Annotated in this window: 19 protein-coding genes; 4 read left to right on the top strand and 15 right to left on the bottom strand. The window is 35.2% G+C overall.

The features are described from left to right. Nucleotides 1-97: 97 nt before the first annotated feature. The 11 genes from ABGT15_RS12720 to ABGT15_RS12770 form a co-directional block, all read right to left on the bottom strand. Nucleotides 98-2,131 carry a M48 family metallopeptidase gene (locus ABGT15_RS12720; protein WP_367231824.1) on the bottom strand — a complete coding sequence of 678 codons (2,034 nt, stop codon included), beginning with the start codon at nucleotides 2,129-2,131 and terminating at the stop codon, nucleotides 98-100. A 168-nt stretch (nucleotides 2,132-2,299) separates the two neighbouring features. Next, on the bottom strand, nucleotides 2,300-2,428 hold the full coding sequence (locus ABGT15_RS12725; RefSeq protein ID WP_367231825.1) for a YqaE/Pmp3 family membrane protein: 129 nt from the start codon (nucleotides 2,426-2,428) through the stop codon (nucleotides 2,300-2,302). Nucleotides 2,429-2,503: 75 nt separating this feature from the next. Continuing rightward, complete coding sequence (locus ABGT15_RS12730; RefSeq protein ID WP_367231826.1) at nucleotides 2,504-2,851, bottom strand: hypothetical protein; 348 nt, start codon at nucleotides 2,849-2,851, stop codon at nucleotides 2,504-2,506. Between the two features lie 2 nt (nucleotides 2,852-2,853). Further along, nucleotides 2,854-5,004, bottom strand: a complete 2,151-nt coding sequence (locus ABGT15_RS12735) for a UvrD-helicase domain-containing protein (RefSeq protein WP_367231827.1) — start codon at nucleotides 5,002-5,004, stop codon at nucleotides 2,854-2,856. Nucleotides 5,005-5,010: 6 nt separating this feature from the next. Beyond that, entirely contained in the window at nucleotides 5,011-5,649 is a 639-nt protein-coding gene (locus ABGT15_RS12740) for a ribonuclease H1 domain-containing protein (protein WP_367231828.1), read from the bottom strand. 6 nt (nucleotides 5,650-5,655) lie between these two features. Further along, entirely contained in the window at nucleotides 5,656-7,050 is a 1,395-nt protein-coding gene (locus tag ABGT15_RS12745; protein WP_367231829.1) for an HNH endonuclease family protein, read from the bottom strand. Nucleotides 7,051-7,172: 122 nt separating this feature from the next. Then, nucleotides 7,173-9,032: an ATP-dependent nuclease gene (locus ABGT15_RS12750; protein WP_367231830.1), complete on the bottom strand. Its 1,860-nt coding sequence runs from the start codon at nucleotides 9,030-9,032 to the stop codon at nucleotides 7,173-7,175. Nucleotides 9,033-9,048: 16 nt separating this feature from the next. Beyond that, nucleotides 9,049-12,240, bottom strand: coding sequence for an Eco57I restriction-modification methylase domain-containing protein (locus ABGT15_RS12755; protein WP_367231831.1), 3,192 nt, complete (start codon nucleotides 12,238-12,240; stop codon nucleotides 9,049-9,051). A gap of 244 nt (nucleotides 12,241-12,484) precedes the next feature. Beyond that, the gene (locus ABGT15_RS12760) at nucleotides 12,485-12,823 is read right to left on the bottom strand and encodes a hypothetical protein (protein WP_367231832.1); all 339 of its coding nucleotides are present in this window, start codon (nucleotides 12,821-12,823) and stop codon (nucleotides 12,485-12,487) included. Between the two features lie 4 nt (nucleotides 12,824-12,827). Further along, nucleotides 12,828-13,694 carry a hypothetical protein gene (locus ABGT15_RS12765; RefSeq protein WP_367231833.1) on the bottom strand — a complete coding sequence of 289 codons (867 nt, stop codon included), beginning with the start codon at nucleotides 13,692-13,694 and terminating at the stop codon, nucleotides 12,828-12,830. A 959-nt stretch (nucleotides 13,695-14,653) separates the two neighbouring features. Further along, entirely contained in the window at nucleotides 14,654-15,403 is a 750-nt protein-coding gene (locus ABGT15_RS12770) for a hypothetical protein (RefSeq protein WP_367231834.1), read from the bottom strand. Nucleotides 15,404-15,521: 118 nt separating this feature from the next. On the opposite strand from ABGT15_RS12770, the gene ABGT15_RS12775 reads away from it, so the two are divergent. Both ABGT15_RS12775 and ABGT15_RS12780 read left to right on the top strand, forming a co-directional pair. Next, nucleotides 15,522-15,671, top strand: a complete 150-nt coding sequence (locus tag ABGT15_RS12775) for a hypothetical protein (RefSeq protein ID WP_367231835.1) — start codon at nucleotides 15,522-15,524, stop codon at nucleotides 15,669-15,671. A gap of 81 nt (nucleotides 15,672-15,752) precedes the next feature. After that, the gene (locus ABGT15_RS12780) at nucleotides 15,753-15,941 is read left to right on the top strand and encodes a hypothetical protein (RefSeq protein WP_367231836.1); all 189 of its coding nucleotides are present in this window, start codon (nucleotides 15,753-15,755) and stop codon (nucleotides 15,939-15,941) included. A 1,028-nt stretch (nucleotides 15,942-16,969) separates the two neighbouring features. On the opposite strand, the gene ABGT15_RS12785 is transcribed toward ABGT15_RS12780, so the two are convergent. The 3 genes from ABGT15_RS12785 to ABGT15_RS12795 all read right to left on the bottom strand — a co-directional run bounded on the left by ABGT15_RS12785 (nucleotide 16,970) and on the right by ABGT15_RS12795 (nucleotide 19,417). Beyond that, complete coding sequence (locus ABGT15_RS12785) at nucleotides 16,970-17,458, bottom strand: hypothetical protein (RefSeq protein ID WP_367231837.1); 489 nt, start codon at nucleotides 17,456-17,458, stop codon at nucleotides 16,970-16,972. A gap of 277 nt (nucleotides 17,459-17,735) precedes the next feature. Next, nucleotides 17,736-18,056: a hypothetical protein gene (locus ABGT15_RS12790; protein WP_367231838.1), complete on the bottom strand. Its 321-nt coding sequence runs from the start codon at nucleotides 18,054-18,056 to the stop codon at nucleotides 17,736-17,738. A gap of 98 nt (nucleotides 18,057-18,154) precedes the next feature. Further along, nucleotides 18,155-19,417, bottom strand: coding sequence for a DUF6600 domain-containing protein (locus tag ABGT15_RS12795; protein WP_367231839.1), 1,263 nt, complete (start codon nucleotides 19,415-19,417; stop codon nucleotides 18,155-18,157). Nucleotides 19,418-19,687: 270 nt separating this feature from the next. Between ABGT15_RS12795 and ABGT15_RS12800 the strand changes: the two genes are divergently transcribed. Then, complete coding sequence (locus ABGT15_RS12800) at nucleotides 19,688-20,257, top strand: DUF4494 domain-containing protein (RefSeq protein WP_367231840.1); 570 nt, start codon at nucleotides 19,688-19,690, stop codon at nucleotides 20,255-20,257. A gap of 94 nt (nucleotides 20,258-20,351) precedes the next feature. Further along, nucleotides 20,352-20,906, top strand: coding sequence for a DUF6642 family protein (locus tag ABGT15_RS12805; RefSeq protein WP_367231841.1), 555 nt, complete (start codon nucleotides 20,352-20,354; stop codon nucleotides 20,904-20,906). A 52-nt stretch (nucleotides 20,907-20,958) separates the two neighbouring features. Here the strand turns inward: ABGT15_RS12805 and mnmE are convergent, their stop codons facing one another. Beyond that, nucleotides 20,959-22,350 carry a tRNA uridine-5-carboxymethylaminomethyl(34) synthesis GTPase MnmE gene (mnmE, locus tag ABGT15_RS12810; protein WP_367231842.1) on the bottom strand — a complete coding sequence of 464 codons (1,392 nt, stop codon included), beginning with the start codon at nucleotides 22,348-22,350 and terminating at the stop codon, nucleotides 20,959-20,961. Nucleotides 22,351-22,478 lie beyond the last annotated feature (128 nt).

Consider the following 22,478-nt stretch of genomic DNA (forward strand, 5'->3'; position numbering starts at 1 on the left):
CGGGTTTCAAACCCGTCTCCAAAACCCACACAAAGAAACTAACAGCAAATTCAGAATCATTCTACCACTAACGCGAACATCCTGCCCGTGTTTCATACTAATCCATCAAACCAGCCTGATACTTAAGTAAATTCTGTTTCATTAAATACAATCCTCTGTGGTTCAGGTATTGGAAATTATGAATCATTTGCATTAACAAATCCACATTTTCGTTAATGTAAGTATCCGTGTCAAAATAAATGTAATCTTTAGAAAGGTATTTATTGATATCATCCCTTAGCTCATTGGTTAGCTCCAACATAAAAACAGGATTGTTAATCAATGCTTTAAGCTGCGCTTTCATATCCTTTTCCAGCATCAAAACCTTTTTAAATTTTGCATTAATTACATTATAAGGCAAGGTTTCCGCGGTAAACTGTAAACTTTCCATCAAATCGCTGTAAAGTTTAAAACGCTCGTCATACAAGCTATCATAATTAAAAAAGCGCTCATAATATCCACGGTACTCGTCGGCTTTCAACTGTGCTTGGGCTTTTTTGTAAAATGTGGCATAAATACGCTTGTCATGCTCCAGTATCTCTTTTTCCAGCGTTGTTAGCATAGCATCATTGCGCAGTTTTACATTGGCAGCTTCTTTAGCATGGTATTTTATTCCTTCATAATCAAAAGTGGTAATCTTATAACTCTTGTTGGTAATCTCATCCAACAAATAACCATCATTCTGCAATGCTAAATGGTCATATACCCGGTCAACATTCTCTTGTTTAAACAATGCATCTTCGTTGCTGTCCATACCTGCAACGGCATCCAACGGAAACGGCAGGGGGTTTTTATTGTCGTAGTAATTGTTATAGCGTTTGTCGAAAGTCAGGGAATCATAATAATTTACGAATTCGCGTTCAAAATCCGCAAGGTTGTAAGCTGTGGTTTCTTTTTCATACACCACACCGGCAAAAATGGCATTAGTTAGTTTTTGTTGTAAAGCTTCAGTATCCGAAAACAATAATTTAGCCTCTTTTTTTTCCGGAAGTTCTTTTACAAGGTTCAGTTTTTCAAGTGCCGCAATACGTTCCGAAGTCTCAGGGTGGGAAGCCCATTGGTTTTTAATAACCAGACGCGAACGGTTAAAACGGCTGCTTTCTTCGCTAACCATTGGCAATCCGTTTTCAATCGGAATGGCATCTTCTTGGGCAAGGAAGTTCATAACAAAGCGTTGTTCCTTAAAAAAGTTAACGCTTATAAATGCATCGCTCATTTTAGAGTTATAAAAACTAACAACACTGTTAAAACTCTTATCCGCCAAATCCATACGCAGTAACGAGTCTTTTAAAGGCAAATACCCTGTAACATTCGCAGCTACAGCGTCGGCATGAAACTCCATCTCACGGGATAATTCCATATAGCTAATGTTCACAAGAGTATAAAGCTTACGCAAAATCCACTGAATGCCCTCCACAATCTTAATGGCAAACTCCAGAAAAAAGTTAATAAAAGTATTTTTACCCGATAACGAAGTAATAATGTTGTTATAGGAATCGTTATCATACAGCATATTGTAAATCACCTGGTTTACGTTGTACACATAACTTCCCACTTTCATACTTTTCTGGGAAAAATGCCCGAATTCGTGCGCAAGAATGGCTTTAAATTCTTCTTCCGTAATGGTATTCACAAGCCCCATCCCAATATGCAGGTTTTTCTTAATCGGTAAAAACATGCTCCAAAATCCGGAGTCGTAAAACACACTGGCATTCACTTCCGGAGAAATATAAATCTTGTTCGGAAATGGCGTGCCCACTTCTTTCACAATTCCATCAATAAAAGCAAACAAATCCGGATGCTGCGCTCTGGTAATCTGAGTTAAATTGGACAGATCGGTTTTGTGGGTTTTAAACATGAACTTAATCAGGAAGTAAACAATCATTACTCCAAATACGATCAAACCTCCGGCTAAAATCAAAGTAACCAACGATGCATGTTCTTTAAGAATATACCCGGCACCAACAAAACAAACAGCCATAAGCCCTAATGCCAAGGCAAACAAAACTAAATAGGTAACGATAAAAAGTATAATGGCGACAATAGCCTTAGTGGTTTTCTTCTTGAAAGAAGGAGAAACGGTAACGTTCATATGATTTGGGGTACTGATTTGTTTTTATAGATGAGTGGTAGTTTCAATTAAATTTTTTATTGATCGAATACTTTACTTCCTCATTTCCTTAATAATTTTATTAGTTATTCTATCGGCATACATTCGGTTTAACGAAGTTACAGCCCAAATAAAAGCGGGACTCGAGCTTTAGTGAACTGGCGAAGCAATCCAACCAATAACAGTAATTTGAAGAATCAAACAAACTATTCCCGATATAATTTTTCCTTGTAAAAACAAGGATAACCAAGGAAAGAAAAAGGCTATTACGTATCGCATGAGTTATTTTTTTAAAGGGCTCCCTGTCCGTAAGAAGCGAAGCATACTAAAAAGCAGGTTGTCAGAATTAGAATATTAAGAAACTTCATCGGTATAGGATATGGCAATCTGATGGTGGTTCATTTGGTAGCCTTGTCCAACAAACGCAGGTTCCTCATCTCCATCAACAATCCATCTGGCATTGATAATACCATTATTGATTACAAATTCTAACCTAGCATTAACCCTGCCAGATTCAAAATCGAAATAAAAAGATTCATAAAGCATTAATCCATTTATAAAATCACCAAAGGATTCATCGCGTAAAAAACGGGCTGTTTCTGTAAACAGTTCTGAATTTGGAGTTCGGTTATTCGTGTAAACCCCATTTAAATTACCATTTAACTGGATGTCGTATAAGATGATTCCTCTAAGTCTGTTCATGTTTAATTACTTTTTTTATGCCCGCAATTAGAACAAAAATTTGCTTCTTCTTTCATGGGAGCATGACATACTACACATTCATTTTCTCTATGCCTGCTTTTCTCTAATTGCTTACTTCTTGAAGTGTATTCTGCCGGGATTTCATTTAAAAAACTCGACTCATTTCCTCTTTCTGTCACTAAGTATAACTTATCTTTTGCTCTTGTAATAGCTACATAAAACAATCTTCTTTCTTCTTCTAAAAGTAAATTGTAATCGGCTGTTTTGATAATCTGAAACAAGCGGTCTTCTAACCACACATCTGGAAATCCGCCTCTACCTTCGGTTAATCCCAAAATAAAAACCACTTTAGCTTCTAGTCCTTTGGATGCGTGTATGGTTTTACCGTTAGCAAAAAACTTATGCTGTTTAAACTCTTCTCTGTAATCGTAAAACATGGCGCTTCTTCGGTATAAGAACAAAATATCATCTTTTGAGTAGCCTTCTTCAAGCAGTTCTTGTACTTTTTCAACACAAAATCGAATATTGTCGTTTAAATTATTTCCTTTTTGGATAACAATTTTTTGCTGCGTGTCTTTAACAGCGACTATGTCTTTATCAATTTTATGCTTATTGTATTTAATTACCTCGTTACTGGCAGCTACTATATTTTTTTCACTGCGGTAATTTTGATTGAGTTTGATTACCTGCGCATTTGCAAAATACTTTTCAAAATTGATAATGTATTCTACATTCGAGCCCCTAAACCCGTATATACTCTGCCAATCGTCTCCCACGCAAAATAATTGCGTTTCTGGCTTAATTATCAGTTTGAGGAGTTCTACTTGTAAGTTGTTTACATCCTGAAACTCATCCACTAAAATATACTGAAACTTATTTTGATAGCGTTGTCGTACATCCTCATAATTTGTAAACAAAGCCCTCGTTTTAGAAATCAAATCGTTAAAATCTAAATAGGATTTGTTTGTAGTATACTCGATATAATCATTAATAATTGGCATCGCCAATTCATAAAACACTCTTATTCGTTCATGTTTATCGCTTCCGGCTCTTTTTGCAACTTCTTCCAGTGAGATATTTTCAACTTTAATCATGTCGCAAATGCGAATGATTTGACGCACAAAATCTTTTACTTCTTCAAAATAACCTTTAAACTCTTCTAAAAAACTTAATTGTTTCTTTTCATGAAAATCATACGGTAATCTACTTTTTATAATTTTATCTAAAGTATGATTGAATACGGCAGAATCTTGGGTATCCTTTTCAAAAGTCTTTGCATATAGAATCTTTCCTTTGGCAAACTGCTTTTCTTTGGCTTCCATCGGATAACTTTTTTCACTAACATGCTCTAAGTATAAATTGGCATCAGGGATATAAAAGTCGGGATGAAAATCAAAGTCTTTTACATTGAGTAAAGGTTCGTATTCAAATGAAATGCTATGTCTGTATAGCCAATCTGCAATATATTGCTCAGATTTAGACTTTACTTTTGTTCCATTTAAAGTAGTATAAAACTTTCCATCAATAACTTTATGATTTTCATACTCTTTAGAAATATGGATTTTATCAACTAAATAATCTAAAATGTAGCGTTTGGTTTTTAACAGAAAATCATTATTCTCACATCGCTCAATAAATAATTTATGGAAAACCTCAAAAACGGTTTCCTCGGCAATTCGGTTGGAAAGCTCGTCACTATCACTGGCTTTTTCATCACCAATAATCTTAAACTTATTGTCAAATTCTTTCACACCGTCAGTACGAAGCACACTGTAACAAAAACCGTGAAAAGTGCGTACCGTTAATCCTTCAATCCACTTATATTTTCGTTGCCAATTCCTGCGTTCATAATCCTTGTCTTTTTTGGTTAATACCTTACTAAAAATAATTTGCTCATACATGCCTGTAGTGTCTGCCGAAACAATCAAACGATCAATCATTTCGTTCGTAGCATTTTTAGTAAAGGTAATCGCTAAGATACTGGAGGGATGTACTTTCTTTTCTTCTATTAAATAGATGATTTTTTGCAGTAACGTTTTGGTTTTTCCAGAGCCTGCCCCGGCCAAAACCAATAATCGTTTGGCAACACTTACAACAGCTTCTTGCTGTTTGTCGTTTAATCCTTCTAAAATATTATCGTTAGTTTCTGACATACGGCTCTATTTTCTACCAAAATCAGCTGGGTTTTCACCCCAGGCTTTAGTTTCCCATTTTAGTAATTCGTTCTCATACGTATTGTTTTCCAACCATTTTTTAGCTCTCGCTAACATTTCAAACAATTTCTTGTTTTTTTCACTTGGCGGATGATTACTACTTGCTTTTTTATCTTTAAACCACTTCAAGGCTATTTTGCTATCCGAATAAATAGGCACTTTCCAATGCCATTGTTTCGATAAAGCCAGCGCATGTACTATCGCTAAAAACTCTACCATATTAATAGTGCCATCCTCTAGTGGCCCTACATGAAACAATACTTCACCGGTTTTTATATAAACGCCTTGATATTCTACTAAACCGGTAGTGTTATCCCAAGCGCCATCAACAGCAATTGCATCTTCAATAGGTTCACCAATTAACGCTAATTCTTCTTTTGATAGGGAGTTTACTACCTTTTTATTTTTGCCTACATAATTTGAACTTAAACTATGATAAGCTTCTTCTGCTAATTTTTTCGACTCAAACGATTTAAAAACCGCACCTTCAAAACCATTGGTTTGTGCTTTGCATTCATCCCAAGAAGAAAAAACCCCGGTTATCCTTCCTTTCCAAACGACATAAAATTTGGGTTTTTTAGCCATTTAAAATTAATTTCTATTTCCTTTTGATAAATTATGGTAAGTACAAAGTAATTCTCCATTATCAATGATTGTTTTACCTCCTTTTGAATGGGGTAAAACATGGTCAGCTTGATAGTTTGACCAACTAACTTTAGATTCAGTTTCAGATTTTCCCTCCCTTAAGCATTGTTGGCAATAGCCTTTACCATTTCTATAAATAATAATTCTTTCAAGCTCAGAGAACGCTCTGTTTCTATCTTTTTCAATTAATTCGAAATCAATATCTTTTAAATATTGAAAAAATAGTTGTCTCAAAATCATATCTCTTACTTCTAAGTCATGTTCTCCTTGCTGTCTTCTATTACTAAATGTTAACAAATCAGTATCTGAAAGTTCATCATAAGTTTTCCATCTGAAATGAAATTTATATACAAATTCTTTAATAATAGATTGAACGTTTTCATTAACAACATAATTTTCACGTACATGTCTTATAAGCATGTATATTGAAATAATAAAATACTCAACAGAAAATTCCTTAACCCCATTGTTTTCATCAAGCATTGGATCATTCTCGAAAATTTTATAAAATAGCTTTAAGTTTTTAATCACATTTTGGGCAATAGATTTGTTTTCAAAAGTGTAATTTCCAATGCCATCAGTGGCTTTTTCATCTTCAATGAATTCTGCAATTTTTTTGTCACTCAAATCAGTATAACCATTTGCATTTTCAATAAGTAAGAATCTTGCCATAAATTGCAAATGTTTCATTCTGTCGTTTTCAACATTCAACAAATTAAAAAAAGGCATTTTGTCAGGGTTTTCATCTATTGGCTCATATTTGTGGTAATCAAATGTTAAATCATCTGAATATTTTACAATAAAGTTTCTTGACAAACTTGACAGTTGTGCATGAGCAATTTCCATATAGTTTAAGGTTTCTCCTTGCTGCAAACGCCAAAAAATCTCTGTTGCTATAATTTGATGTTCTACACTCGATGGATTTTCAATGTTTTTTATAATATCAGCCTGATATTTTAATGATTTGTCAATGAATTTTCTAACTTCTGTATCTAAATCTTTATAATATCTACCAGGTAGGTCCTTAGAAATATCACCTAATGATTTTGGTAATGGATATTGATTATCAAAAAAATCCTGAACAGTAGTTATACGTTGTTGCCCATCAACAATTTCGTTTACTGCTCTATCTTCAGAAAGTCTAACTTCTCTTATAACTAATTTTGGAATATAATACCTTCTAAATAAACTATCCATTAAGGCTTGTTTTTTCTTTTTATTCCAAACTACTTTTCTTTGATAAGGCGGTCGAGTTACAAAATCTTCTTTGTATTCAAAGAAATCTTTAATTCCAATTTCTGTTGGTACTATTGTATATTCTGATTTTGGATTAAATGCCATTTTTTAATTTTTTTTTATTCTAAATAAAGTTAGTACGGTTTATAATACTTCATATTTATCCTAGACAATGGGGTTAAAAGGGTTTCTAGGAAGTGTTGATTTGCGGGGTGTTTTTACATTGTTTAGTTCATTTCTTCAATTTTGACTATGTTTTTTTGAGGAACTTTAATAGTCTGTGCATTTTTACTAAAAGATTGGTCAATAAAATCAAACACATTTTCAAAATTTTTGACTGTTTGTTTATCCAATTTAGATTTTGTAATTTTTTTATCAATTACATTTTGATAAAATAGCTTTGCATAAATAATCTTTCTAGTTCCAATTATTTCTGACGGTATTTTTCCTGATTTAACATTGAATTTGTTATCAACAAGCAAAAAATCATTTGAGTTAAACATATCCTCTACTTCTTTAAAGTTTATCAATTTAACTTTTTCATCTGTTAATTTTTCATCACTGTTAAAAAGATTTTCTTTTAACTCTTCTCTTGTATTTATTGGGTTTTCTCCATTATCCATTACTAAAATCCAATCTAAACCATAACCGATGCAGAATGATATAAGCGGAAACATTTTAGAGGATTTTATACCAACTCCTGGTACAAATTTGTAGTCAACTTTTTTTCCTAAAATTTTAGACATTCCTTGAAAATACCAAAAATCAGAAAGTCCTTCTAATAAAACATTTTTCTCAGAAAGTATTGAGAAATCTTTCAAGGGAGTCAGACCCATTGCCTCGGCAACAGGTTGCAATGCATCTTTTTTGTTTGATGTGTCTAGTTTAGAGGTTGTTAATCCTTCGACAATAGTTCCTTTTTCAGGAGTATTCAAAACTAAACCGATGTTATGAAGATTATCCGTTTCTATTAATGAGGGTAGATGAGTTGAATAAATAATTTGATGTCCTTTTTCTTTAAGCCTTTTGAATACATTAAGCATGTCATTATTGGCTTTAACATGTAAGTGAAGTCCTGGTTCATCAAAAAGTAAAACCATATTCTCATTGTTTTCGGAATTTTTCAATTCCAACCAAAGAGATAAAAACCAAATCATTCCTTTACTTCTCTTTCTAGGTTCTAGAAGAACACCTTCTTTTGATTCTAAATAAAATCTTATTGTTGGTTGACCACTATCATTGTTATCAATGTCAAAAATTACTTTTATTTCACCAGCGTCATTAATTTTTTGCTTCCAATCACTTTGAAAAGTTGCTGAAATATGCTTAGTTTCATCTTGAATAGAGGATTTTTTTTGGGCATGAGCTTTTTTTGATAGCCCTACAAAATCTTGCTTTAAAAGTGTTTCAAATTTTTTAACAGCATTATATCCTTTTGCAGTTTTGTTTTCACGTTCTAAATCACTAACTAAAATATTATCAGGTAATAAATCTGCAAAATCATTAAATAGTTTTATAATTGGTGATAGCCTCCATATTTCTTTAGCAATATCATTTATTTTTTCTTCAATTTTTAAATATGGAATTTGATGAGCAACTGTTTTATGGTTTACATCTTGCAAAATCTTTTTTTCGGTATTAATTGCAACTTTTAATATCCTTTGGGTAAATTCATCAATTTCAAGCCGCGTTATAGTTCCATTTTTTGAATAATCAAATACACGAGTTAATGTATATTCCTTAATTTTCTTTAATTTTTCAATGTCTAAAATTGGGCTTGACTCAAAATCTATTGACTTATATTGATCTACAGCTAATTCTCTACACTCTTTCTCTAATTCTTCATAGAAATCAGCATTAGGAACTGTATAAGTAATTGAAATTTTCTGGACGAGATTGCCTTTGTTTTCTTCTTCAAAATTTAGATTCTCCTGCAAATCAGATTCTTTTTCAAATGCTTCGAGAGCATCCAAAATAGAACTTTTACCGGCTTCATTTTGACCTGCTAATACAAAAATATTATTATTGATTTCTACCGTAGTATCAATGATACTTTTAAAATTTTGGATATGTATTTTTTTTATCATAATCAACGTTTTTTTTCTAACTATTTTCCACAATCAAAATCTCCTCCTCAGTCAACCCATACAACTCATAAACCATTCTATCAATTTCCTTATCCGTAGCATCAATCTGGGCTTTTAACTCCAGTGTTTTTTTCTGCTCACTCATAAAATAATCTTCCCATTCCGCTTCTTGGGCTAAGGAGAGTTTTATTTTCTTTTTGGCGAGTTCTTTAATAAACTCGGCATAGGATAACAAATACCAATCCTGTAGTTTTTTGGGCAGGTCGTCTAACTCAAATTTGCGTTGGAGCGTGCGTTGGAATTTTTCCGATACTTTTTGCAATTTGGATATCTGGGAGATATTTTCTGTTGTATAATGTGCAAGAATAGTAGTTTGTTGCATGTTTACTTTTGGAACAGGAAAATTTTCGAAATAAACCTTACTTATTTCACGAGTTCCTCCTTGAAGTTCAGGGCAATTATACCAAATCCAAAGTTTTGCTAACGAGGAATTAAAAATAGCAGTCAGGAATGGTAATGAAACGGAGTCATTTTCAACTGTAAGAATAAAACACTTCTGATTACCTAACATTTCATTTTCATCATACATGAATGGAAAAACAGAGGTCATATTAGGATATATTATTTTGGGTTTATTAAATTCCATGTAGTATTTAATACTATCTTGAGTCTCAAACCATTTACCATTTGTCTTTTTACGAGCTCCTTTTTCTCCAGTTTGTTTCAGTCGGTCATAGCCAAATGAAAGTAAATGTTCTTTGATAGCTGGATAATCATCTATTTCTATTTTTAGTGAAGGAAAGGTAGTAATCAAATATTCAAAACCTGTTATTGTATAAGCCGAAATATCTCTACCTCTCACCATTGGTTTAATGATTTCGTTACTTTTAGGGTCAGCTGCAATTAGTTGTTGTCGGGTTTCTTCATTTATATAAAATGCATCATTATAGCCTGTAATTATTCCACGATAAATTGAAACTGGCAATTTTTTTAATTCTATCCCATTCAATTTCATACGTCCCAATTTTAATGCATCACTATATGGTTGTATACTCCACTCATTTTCATCAAATTTGGACGATGAATAATTATAAATATTGTTCTTAATTTCTGTCAGAAAATCGTTGTGATAGTTTTTTTTATTAAGAGACAAGACTTCTACATATTTACCTTGTTCAATTTTTTGAGTAATGAAAATACAAACATATGTGGTAGCTTCTTCGAAGAATTGAATATCCCCAAAGTTTAGCACTTGGAACAAACCAGTTTTCGAAAGAAATTTACGAAGGGGCTTGCCGTAAGCTACTAACATCCATTTGTTGGGCATAATAAATGACTGAATACCACCTTTTTTAAGTAATTTGTATCCTCGTTCAGTAAAAAGACAGTAAATGTCTCCACCTTTATCGAATGTTTCATAGCCACAATTTTTAAGCATGTCACTAATCTTTCCCATTTTTTGAAGTTGAACATAAGGTGGATTCCCAATCACCACATCAAACCCACCTTTAGCAAACACTTTCGGGAACGCTTGTTGCCAATTAAACGCTTTGTCGCCGGCTACTTCGGGGTCATCAATTAGCGAGTTCCCGCATTTTATGTTGTTGTTTAAACTGTTTAGTTTTCTATTGCGTTGTGCCGTGCGCAGCCATAACGAAAGTTTGGCAATTTCAACACTTTCTTCGTTTAAGTCTACACCATACAGGTTGTTTTCCAAAATACTGCCTTCCACATCACTCAACACAAGCGCATCGCCAAACAATTTGGCTTGAAGTTCATCCACATAACGGTGTTCGGCAATTAAAAACTCTAACGCTTGGTTCAAAAAAGCACCACTCCCACAAGCGGGATCCACTATGGTCAATTCCAACAACCATTTGCGGTAGCTTTCCAGTTTGGCTAACAAGTCTTTCTTGGTTTTCTGTTGGATGCGCTTGTCGGTCGTATATTGGGTTTCGTCCAACTGCAACTCGGTTTTCTTCTCAGTACACAGTTTCCCAATGGTGTTGTCTACGATGTATTTGGTAATGTATTTCGGGGTATAAAAAACGCCGTCTTTCTTGCGCTTGGTTTTGGTTTTCTCCGTTACCGTGCCTTCAATTTCATTGGCGATTTCGTCAATCTCGTTCAGCGAGTTTTCAAAAATATGCCCTAATATGTTTACATCAACCTCACTTTCAAAGTCATACTCGCTGAGTTTACGGGTATGTTTAAAAAGCAGGTCGTCGTCAATCTTTATGTTGTCTAACAGTTCATCGGTTTGAAACAAGCCACCGTTATAAGCATAAATGTCATATTGCGCCGTTACAATTTCATTGGTGTGTTTCCCAAATGCAGGTAACGAAACTCTCGCTCCCGTATTCAAATCATCAAAATACATTTTGTAACGGTCGTACAACGATACCGGAACGCGAGCTTCTTTAAGTTTCTGCCATTCCAGATTAATCGAAAAAATAAGGTTAGTAGGCAATAGCAAGCGGTCTTCGGCAAAAAAGATAAACAAAAAGCGGTCTAACAGTTTTTGCGTTTTTTTAAAAAGTTCCAGCTTGTTGTGCTGCGGGTTTAAGGCAACAATATTGGTAAACAGCTCTTTTCTAAAAGCAGAGTAATCTTTATATAGGTTTTTGGTAATCTTGTCTTCGTTCGAAACACTTTCGGCTTTTAATTTTCCGGGTAAGTCGTTCTTAATATTCTCAAACGCCAAACACAACCAAAGGGTAGCAAATTCGTATTTAGTAAGTGTGAACAAGTTAAATTCTACAAACTCGGTAGCATCATCAATATAAAAGCGGAGTTTCTCAAAGTTGGAGATAATTACATAACGGCAATCGCGTTGGTTGGTTTTGTAACCAAAGGCTTGGGCTTCAATTTTGCCTAAATCGGTGGTGTCTGTGCCCTTTAGTTCGATAACCGCCATTACTTTATCATCTATAATAATGGCACCGTCTGCTTTTTTGCTGTTGGTTAGGTTTTTTAATTCGGTGGTTAAATTAAAATTCGCATCAGGATTAATAATGTAACCCAATACTTTTACAAATAACTCGCGTAAAAATCCTTCCTGATATTGTTCTTCTTTACTCGAACGGATATTGGCTTGTTTACTGGTATCGTGAAAGATAGAAGTATAAAGCTGCCATTGGGCATCGAGTGTAGGCTGGGGCAGGGCTTGGCGGTATTTCTTCAATACCGTATTTTGAAATAATGACATGTATTTGTTCTTGAATCAACTTTTCAAACTTAACTATAAAAAAACACTTACACAATCACTAAATCTAGTGATTTTTTTGAAAAAAAACGCATGTTGTTTTATGCTAATCGGTATGTGTTTTTATAGGATCATTTTGGAACTTTTCATTCGATATTGAAGCATTAATTATTTTGTAACAATAGCGCAATTAATTTTAATTTCATAATGATTTAGTTAGAGTTATATTTAAAACCATTAGTTAGTATTACAGGCCTAAGACAATTAAAACCCTACCCACCATATTAATTACCGATGTAGTTAATTTAATGATATCATTAATGTTGTTAAGCTGTTTTAAGCTGGCTTTTAATCGTTCAGTTTCAGAATTAGCCACATTAACCAATTCTTCATATAAATGATTATTTTTATCTAGTTCGCGTTTAAGAATTTCAAAATAAGCATCTCGCAAAGCATCATATTCATTTTCAATTTTTTTAACTGCAGTTTGCCCTCCATTTTGATACGCCAAATCAATAATTTCTGATCGATGGTTGTTAAATTCCCCTATTGCTTGTGATAAAGCTAATTTTAATTGCACCTCCATTTTATTATTGTTTTAAAAGATTTTCTATTGTATTCATCATTTTAGTAACATCGGAAGGATCTGTTTTTGATTTTGATATTTCAAGATGAGCTTTATTTAATTCTTTTAAGGCTTTGCCAAAATCATTCAGTTGTTTTTTTAAATCGTTTCTTTTCTTAATAATTTCATCACGCTTTTCAAGGCGATACATCAGGATCACTGTAGCTTCATCACTATAAGGCTCTTTCATTGTTTCAGAAATCATTTTGGCATCGTATTTTTTAGAATCAACGGTATTTAGTCCTTGAGCATAATTATTGTAGATTAAGTCAATATAATCATTCCAGGTTTTTTGGTCTTTATCCCAAAGCATTGTATATACTGTTGTCAGGCTATAGAGTATTTTATTATGTTCTTTTATTTTCTTTACCTGAATCTCCTGGGAAATCATTTTTGCAATTTCTGGAAGTTTAGATGATACTGATTCGGGTATATCTGAGAATGTTTGAATGGAGTTGTAACTGTCCTGCAAAGCACTGGTGGCCTCTTGAGTCATGTCACCATAGCTGCTGTCGGTTAAAAGAGTAAATGCTTTATATGTGTTTAAAAGTTTTTCATAGGCATCAATTCTTGGTTTAAGTTGTTCCGAGAAATCAGCAACTTTAGAGTCAGGTAAGACCATTTCGGAAGGCTTTTTATTGGTTAAAACTTTTATTTTATCCTGTTGCGATTTATCAATATCAGCTTGTTGTGATAGTAAACCATATATATCAATTGCTTTTTGAGAAACCTCTGTACCTTTTACAGAAGCCTTTCCTCCAAGATCAAGCATTTTTGTTGAAGAACATGATGTCAACAAAAAAACAATGAATAATTTTTCTAAATGTTTCATCTTTTTAAAATTGTGATATAAACCGCTCGAATATAGTTCTAATTAATTTAAAATTAAATATTTTCTTACTTATTATTTTCCCTTTTTAAACTCTGGTGATCAATCCCGAAACCATCCCCACTAAACTAAAATAACCCCCTTATCAAAAACAAACAAAAGGCAAAGCAAAGCACCAACCGACCTAAGAACGCGTAACCGTTAAGAAAAATAAAGCCAACTCCGTTAAGAATTATCCGCTGTCTGAGCGTTAGCGAGTTCGGATAATTTAGGAGTTGGTTTTATTTTTTAGGTGAAGCGTTCCAGTCTTGATTTTTTGTTTCTTTTAACTCACATGAATTAAATTTGATTTGGTGTTCGTTGAATCGAAGATTTGTGTCAAGACAAAGAAAAAGATTAAAATAAAGTATTCTAAACCTTAACCGTTGGTACTTTAGCACATTAAGTATCATTTGGTTTTGGTTATCATTGAACCTAAAGGTTTGTGTCAAGACAAAGTACAAGAATAATTATTATAAAAAGCCTTGTTTATTTAAGAGCCCTACAAATCAAACCCCTTTATTTCTTTCAACCAAAAAATAACACCTTTATGAAAAACAAACAAAACAAAAGGCAAATCAAAGCACCAACCGACCTAAGAACACGTAACCGTTAAGAAAAATAAAGCCAACTCCGTTAAGAATTATCCGCTGTTTGAGCGCCAGCGAGTTCGGATAATTTAGGAGTTGGTTTTATTTTTTTGGTGAAGTGTTCCAGTCTTGATTTTTTGTTTCTTTTGTATCAAGACAAAAGAAAAAGAGATAACTATCATAAAGAGCCTTATTTATTTAAGAACTCCCAATCAAAACCCTTTATTCTTTAGGTGAAGTGTTCCGTTCTTAATCTTTGGCGCTTTAACTCACAATATAATATTGCTCACTGTGTTCGTTGAATCTTCAATTTGTGTCAAGACAAAAGTAAAATTAAACCACTTCCAAAATCGCCAACACATTATACTCTTCATTTTTCAACGAATACTGCACCCCATTCACCTGCTGATAAAAAGAAACCGTCATTAAAAAAAACTGCTGTCCGGTTCCGGTAGGAACACTTGCGGGCGTTAAAGTAATAGTAGTAGGAGTGAGGTTCAACGGCAAATTCACTACATTGCTGTACGCCACTTCCGAAACCTCCGTTTCAAAATCCAATGCACAAACCGCACCTTGAAAACTCACATGTGTAGCCCCTTGCGGAAACAAAATCTGCTCGGCGGTAAGGATATTCGTAAGGGTAATTACTCCGGTAGCAGTATCTAAATTGTAAGGGGCAAACAACACGCTGTCTAAAATCGCATTCGCATTAAAGTTAAACCCGCGTAAGGCTTGTTTTCCCTCGGGAGTGGTAATCCCGACACTTACACTGCGTTGCCCTCTCGCCGAAACCGTATCGATGTTCTTAATACGGGACATAACCCCCAACAAACGGCTTTGCAGTTTACTGTCTTTGGCCTTGAATACCATTGTTCCTAAAGCACGGCGCAAAACCTTACCGCTGCTGCCACTGTGTCCAAATTCATTGTTATTCTCACGGGTACGGATAAAATTAGGGTCATTTCCAATGCGCTCTTTCGAGACGCCACCTTTTTTGCGAACATAATTTACACCGTCTTTTTTATAAAAGGTCAAATCCTCTACCGTTCCTTCAATCTTGATAATGCTGTTTACTTTAGCCATTTTTTTGTTTTGATAAGGTTAATAATTTGGCTGCAATACTATGACAACCCTTAACCACAGCCAAACAACGCTTTCCGCAAAGCGTCAATATTGCCGAAAACAACCAAAATTGCCGAAAATGCCGAAAAAAATATTTAAAAATACTTTTCTTACAAGAAAATCATTCGATATTTGCATCCCGAAAGAAAAAACCTATGAAAATAATGAAGTAGAACCCGACAATGCAAAAACAATACTCCATGCTTACTCCATGCTTACTCCATGGTAAAGCCATGCTAACCCCATGCAAAGCCATACAAAAAAAACAATAAGAATAGATTAATAACTACAATACGAATAACAACACACCATGAACAGAATCGTAATTTACCCAAAAGACATCCAGCAAATCACAGGAAAAAGCGAACGACAATGTCGCAACATAATAGCCAACATCAAAAAGAAACACAACAAAGAAAAACACCAAGCCGTCACCATCAACGAATTCTGTGACTACATGGGCATCAATCCCGAAACCATCCCCAGTAAACTAAAATAGCTCCCAACCGACCTAAGAACACGTAACCGTTAAGAAAAATAAAGCCAACTCCGTTAAGAATTATCCGCTGTCTGAGCGTTAGCGAGTTCGGATAATTTAGGAGTTGGTTTTATTTTTTAGGAGAAGCGTTCCAGTCTTGACCTTTGGTACTTTGTGTCAAGACAAAAGAAAAAGAGATAACTATCATAAAAGCCTTGTTTATTTAAGAGCCCCAATCAAAGCCTTTTATTTCTTCCAACAAAAAATAACTCCCTTATGAAAAACAAACCACACAAAAGGCAAATCAAAGCACCAACCGACCTAAGAACACGTAACCGTTAAGAAAAATAAAGCCAACTCCGTTAAGAATTATCCGCTGTCTGAGCGTTAGCGAGTTCGGATAATTTAGGAGTTGGTTTTATTTTTTAGGTGAAGTGTTCCAGTCTTGATTTTTTGTTTCTTTTGTATCAAGACAAAAGAAAAAGAGATAACTATCATAAAAAGCCTTGTTTATTTAAGAGTCCTACAAATCAAAACCCTTTATTTCTTTCAACAAAAATGACCCTCTTATGAAAAGCAAACAACACAAAAGGCATATCAAAGCACCCAATCGACCTAAGAACGCGTAACCGTTAAGAAAAGTAAAAGCACTTCCGTTAAGAATTATCCGCTGTCTGAGCGCCAGCGAGTTCGGATAATTTAGGAAGTGTTTTTATTTTTTAGGTGAAGCGTTCCAGTCTTGACTTTTTGTTTCTTTTGTGTCAAGACAAAAGAAAAAGATTGAAATAAAGTATTTTAAACCTTAACCGTTGATACTTTAGCACATTAAGTATCATTTGGTTTTAGTGTTCATTGAACCTAAAGATCTGTGCCAAGGCAAAGTACAAGAAATAACTATCATAAAAAGCCTTGTTTATTTAAGAGCCCCCAATCAAAACCCTTTATTTCTTTCAACCAACAAAAAGTAATTACTTTAAAGTATTCTTCCCTAAGGATATACAAACAAAAAAAGGTACCCTAAGGTACCTTCATTAAGAATTACAGGACTATTAAATATTAGTCAAATCATGATAAGCCCAATCAGTTTCAACATGCATACTGGAGTTAATATCATAAATAATGTAGCGGTAATCAAATTCTTTAGTTGTGATATAGATATCATCTCCAGACAACCAAGTACTGCCAAAAGTACCCGAACCGGTATGAATAACATCCATGCTGCCAAAAGTTGGATCTACATAAGGAATAGAAAAGCGAACCGAGTTAAAGTTTGTAGACCCGGTTTTAGGTCTGATTTCAATATAAGCTTCCGCATCCGCAAAAGGAAGTGTAATTCCTAAATCCCAGGAAATGATTCCGTTATAAGTATTAGGAGGAGTAAAATTGTTAACACAAGTAACAGATAGTGAAGTCGGTGGTCTTCTGTTAGTCTCAATTGTGTCTTTGAGGCTGCTCTTATTTTGAGTTACATTGCTGTCTTCATCCACAGAACACGAGGAAAGGATAGCTAATCCCAGAAGTAATAAAACTTTTTTCATTGGTTTTTAATAATTGGTTAAACATGTATTAAATCATATATGATAATTGTAAAAGTAAGTTTTTTACTATGAACAGCAATAACTAAAATATAAGATTTTTAGTATAAAATGTTATAAAAAAGTAAGGCAGATTAGATGTTTTGGCTCTTAGTGTCAAAATGTTAAGGATACAATAAAATAAAAGCAGCCCTTTAAGGACTGCCTTTATTTTTTAACACCTCTGCCTCAATTATTCCGGCCACTGGGCCTGTCAAACCTCTTCAGGATAAAGTGACAATTAGAGTAACAAAATCAATAACAAAATAATAATGATGATTGCTCCAACCGAAAGGTAAACCCCCTGATGGTTAAGCGCAAGTTCATTTTTAATTTCCTTCACCTCTTTACGAAGTGCTTTACGTTCCGCACGGGAAAGATCAGATTTGTCCATGGCACGAATTTCTTTTAGACGATTCACAAGCTGTTGGCCTTTCACGTCTTCCGTTTTCGTTGTGGCATTTGGAGTTACTGGGTCGCTATTCGATGCGAACGAATAAACCGACAGGGTAATATTCATGGCGATGAAAAATAGTACCGCTTTTAAGATCGGTGTTTTCATAATGTTGACATTTTAATTCACTAAAAAATAAGCCCACGGCAGTTTTTGTAAACCATTCGTATCAAATTTAGGTCTTGGAGCAAAAAGGGTACATCACACTATTTTTGGTTACGTCCCTGCGGCAGAACACGATCAGTACTTTGAGGCATTTGTCGGGGAACAACAGTATTGTTGCGTTGCAAGAGTCCCTGTCTTCGGTTTTGATGCTCGATACGCGGCATTCTTTCCGATGAATTAATACGGGATCTCTCTATTCTTTGTGGTTCTCTCAAGGGTTCGTCCATTTTACGTTGCAACTGTTGTCCGTTGAAGCGTTGTTCATTACGCTGCATCTCCAGTTTACGTCGTTCGGTTTCCTGATCTCTCATCCGCTGCTCATTACGCTGAACCTCTTGTTGGCGTTGTTTCAATTCACGTTCTTTTGTACGTTGCTCGTTGCGTTGCATTTCCTGTTGGCGTTGTTGCGCCCTACGTTCCAGATTTTCCTTTTGCCTTGCCGGTTGCTCTTTCGCTTTCTCCAAAGATCTTTGCGGTCTGTTAACTCTTGGTTCGGCTTTCCTTTCCGATACCGGTTTAAAATCTTTTCGATCCATTACCTTAGCAGGAACAGCCTTTCGGTTATTATTATCCCGTTCAACATGTGGTTTGTACAACTGCAATTCATTTCGGGATATCTTTTGGCCCGGTTTATCCCTTTCTTTCAGATGAACCTGTGCAGGGGCATTACCCGTTCTTTTTTGAACGTGATCCCTGCCCGGACCGGCGTTGTATCGATTACCGTTCGAAGTCTGAATGTTATTGATAACCGTAGAGTTGTTGATAATCGTTGTGTTATTCGAGGTATTTACATAGTAATTGCTGATGTTTCGTCTGCCGAAATCCCTTTCCCTAACAAAGCACCATTGGTTATAAGGCACACTGTAACTGCTACCGAAAGCAATATCGATGCTGATACCGGGGCCAATGGCAGCCCAGCCATAGTAACCGTCATAATACCTCCAGGTTACCCATGCCGGCGCCCATATAGTGTCCGGTACCCACAACCATCCGTAGAAAGGATCATAGAACCATCTACCGTAGTGAAAAGGCGCCCATCCCCAAGAATAGTTGGAGGCCCACGTCCAACCGTAGTCTGTGTATACCCAATGACCGTTTGTTCTGTACGGAGCAAAGCCAGCCCCCACATTAGGAGCCCATACATAACCATAATTTGGGTCATTAATCCAACTACCGTGTACACTCAAATTATCATAAAACAACTGAAAACTCACCGAAACCTGAGCCGTTGCCTTCTGTTGCGTTATCCCCATCATCCCGAAAATCAGTAACAACAGGTATATAGTTTTTTTGATAGTTTCCATAATCTCAATATTTAAGTAAACTTCCTTCCTCATGTTTTTGTTTAAAAACACAAAGAATTTTACAGAATAAAATTAATAAACACCTGATGGTTAGTGTTATAAGAATTTAAGTGATTGTTTCATAATTGCCACATATGTATAAATAGGCTTTATAAAGAGCAATAAATTACGGAAGAGCAAACAACACAAAAGAAAATAAAAACCAAAAAAAATATCATCAATAAAAAAATTACATTTGCCCTCCCAAAAAAGAAATAAAAAAGAAAAAATATGAGTGCAACCTGGTACGAATGCAAAGTAAAATTCAGAAAAGCCGACGAAACCGGAATACAAAAAGTAACCACAGAACCCTATTTGGTCGATGCCCTATCTTACACAGAAGCAGAATCCAGAATTACTCAGGAGATGATGAGTTATGTTAGTGAAGAGTTTAAAATCACTAATATTAAAGTAGCAAACTATGCCGAGATTCATCCCTTTGAAAATGCCGACCGTTGGTTTCGATCAAAAGTAGCGTTAACAGCCTATGATGAAGAAAGCGGTAAAGAACGCAAAACCAATATGTACCTGTTAGTACAGGCCAACGATGTAAAAGAAGCCTTCGACAACACGATGACCGCCATGAAAAACACCATGGGCGATTATACCATACCGGCCATTTCAGAATCACCAATTATGGATGTTTTTCCGTATTTTAGCGGAGAAGAAGACGGAGTAGAACAAATAGAAAAATTCAATACATTAAAAGCATCCAAACCCAAAAAAGAAGACATAGAACCAGAGGATTATATGGAATTTGAACCGGAGATTACAGTTTCAAACCCATCATCAAAAAAGTAAAGACGGGTTTCAAACCCGTCTCAAAAAAGTAAAGACAGGTTTCAAACCCGTCTCAAAAAAGCAAAGACAGGTTTCAAACCCATCTCAAAAAAAAATGCCAAACAACCACCACATCTATTGCTTAGAATCCGTACAGGACACAGCAACCTCAAAGAGCGTAATTTTACCCTTTTTAGAGGATTTAGCGGTGCGTTACGGCATTACCAACATATATAAAAACTGCGACAGCATAGAAGGCTTTGAAGAAAGCATCAGTACCTTACTATACGAAGACCGTCACTTTAAAGACTACACGATCCTGTATCTGGTATTTGAGGGTAGGAGTAATGAGTTAAAAATCGACAACTACTACTATAGTTTTGAAGAAATAGCCGATTTCTTTGAAGGTAAATTGAAAGGGAAAATCATCCATTTTGCCAACACCCTGCAATTGGACCTGGAGGAAGAAACCTTTCAGTACTTTTTAGACGTTACCGGAGCCAAAGCCGTTTCAGGTTATGCCAACGCAGTACCGATATTGAGTACGGTATTAGATAATCTGTACTTTTCGTTAAGTCAGGACTACGAAGATGTAATTGAATTGGTCGAGGCATTATACGACAAACAATACAACTTAAGTACCAGCTTAGGATTCAGAATGTATTATTAAGAGACGAAGCGTTCCAAGTTTTAACCTTTCGTCTCTTTAAGAATAAGAAAAATTACTTTCCGATACAGAAATTAGCAAAAATATTCCCTAAAAGTTCGTCGTTTGTGACCTGACCTGTAATTTCCCCAAAATAAAACAACGCCTGACGAATATCAATCGCCATCAAATCTGAAGATAAGTTATTCTGTAATCCCCATTTCACTTTCTGAATCTCTTCTAACGCTTTCAACAAGGAATCATAATGACGGGCATTGGTAACAATCGTTTCATTATTACGCAAGGCGCCAGTGTTTACAAACGACAATAAAGCATCTTTTAAGTTATCGATGCCTTCATTGTTTTTGGCACTGATAAAAAGCGAATTAGAGATTTGAGACTTAAGATCAGCAATTAAATCAGCCGACATCAAATCCATTTTATTAAACAAAACAAGTAACGTCTTTTGTGGATACTTATTTTTAATGCGCTCAACTTCAACTTTTAGGTTTTCAATACGGTCAGCGGTCAATTGCGAACTGTCCACTAAAAACAAAACCACTTGCGCCTGTTCAATCTTCTCAAAGGTTTTCTTGATACCGATGCTTTCCACATGGTCTTCTGTTTCACGAATTCCCGCTGTATCAATAAATCGGAAACCAATACCGTTAATAACAAGTTCATCTTCAATAGTATCCCTTGTAGTTCCGGCAATATCCGATACAATGGCGCGTTCCTCATTCAGCAAGGCATTCAGTAAAGTAGATTTTCCCACATTCGGTTCCCCTACAATCGCAACAGGAATACCGTTTTTAATCACGTTTCCTACCGCAAAAGAATCAATCAAACGTTTCAGTACAAATTCAATACGATTTAATAACTCATGAAATTGCGTACGATCGGCAAATTCAACGTCTTCTTCGGCAAAGTCCAGTTCCAGTTCAATGAGCGAAGCAAAGTTTAGTAGTTCCTCCCGCAATTTGGCAATCTCATTGCTGAAACCGCCCCGCATTTGCTGCATGGCAATCTGATGGCTGGCTTCATTATCCGAAGCAATCAAATCGGCTACCGCTTCCGCTTGTGATAAATCCATTTTACCGTTCAAAAAAGAGCGAAGGGTAAATTCCCCTGGCTGTGCCATTCGGCATCCTTTACGAAGTAATAATTGAATAATTTGCTGTTGAATATACGTCGAACCGTGACAGGAAATTTCCACAGTATTTTCACCTGTATAAGAGTTAGTTCCTTTAAACAGAGAAAGCAATACCTGATCCAACACTTTACCATCCTCCACAATATGTCCTAAATGCAGGGTATGCGTGCGTTGTTTGGTAATGTCCTTACCCGAAATCGATTGAAACACCTGCGAGGCAATAGCGATGGCAGCAGCACCCGAAATACGAATAACCGCAATAGCCCCCGCGCCCGAAGGTGTAGCCAATGCCACAATAGTATCGTTTGAAATCATTTTACAGCGTTACTGGATTAAAGTATGCAAAGGTACTCATTTACAATCAAATTAAAAGATGGCCGTAAAGACGAGGTATGGTACACTTTTAAAGCTGTTTTTCAGGGCATGAACTTGATGATAAACCA

Source organism: Flavobacterium enshiense (assembly GCF_040750275.1).
GTDB classification, from domain to species: Bacteria; Bacteroidota; Bacteroidia; order Flavobacteriales; family Flavobacteriaceae; genus Flavobacterium; species Flavobacterium enshiense_B.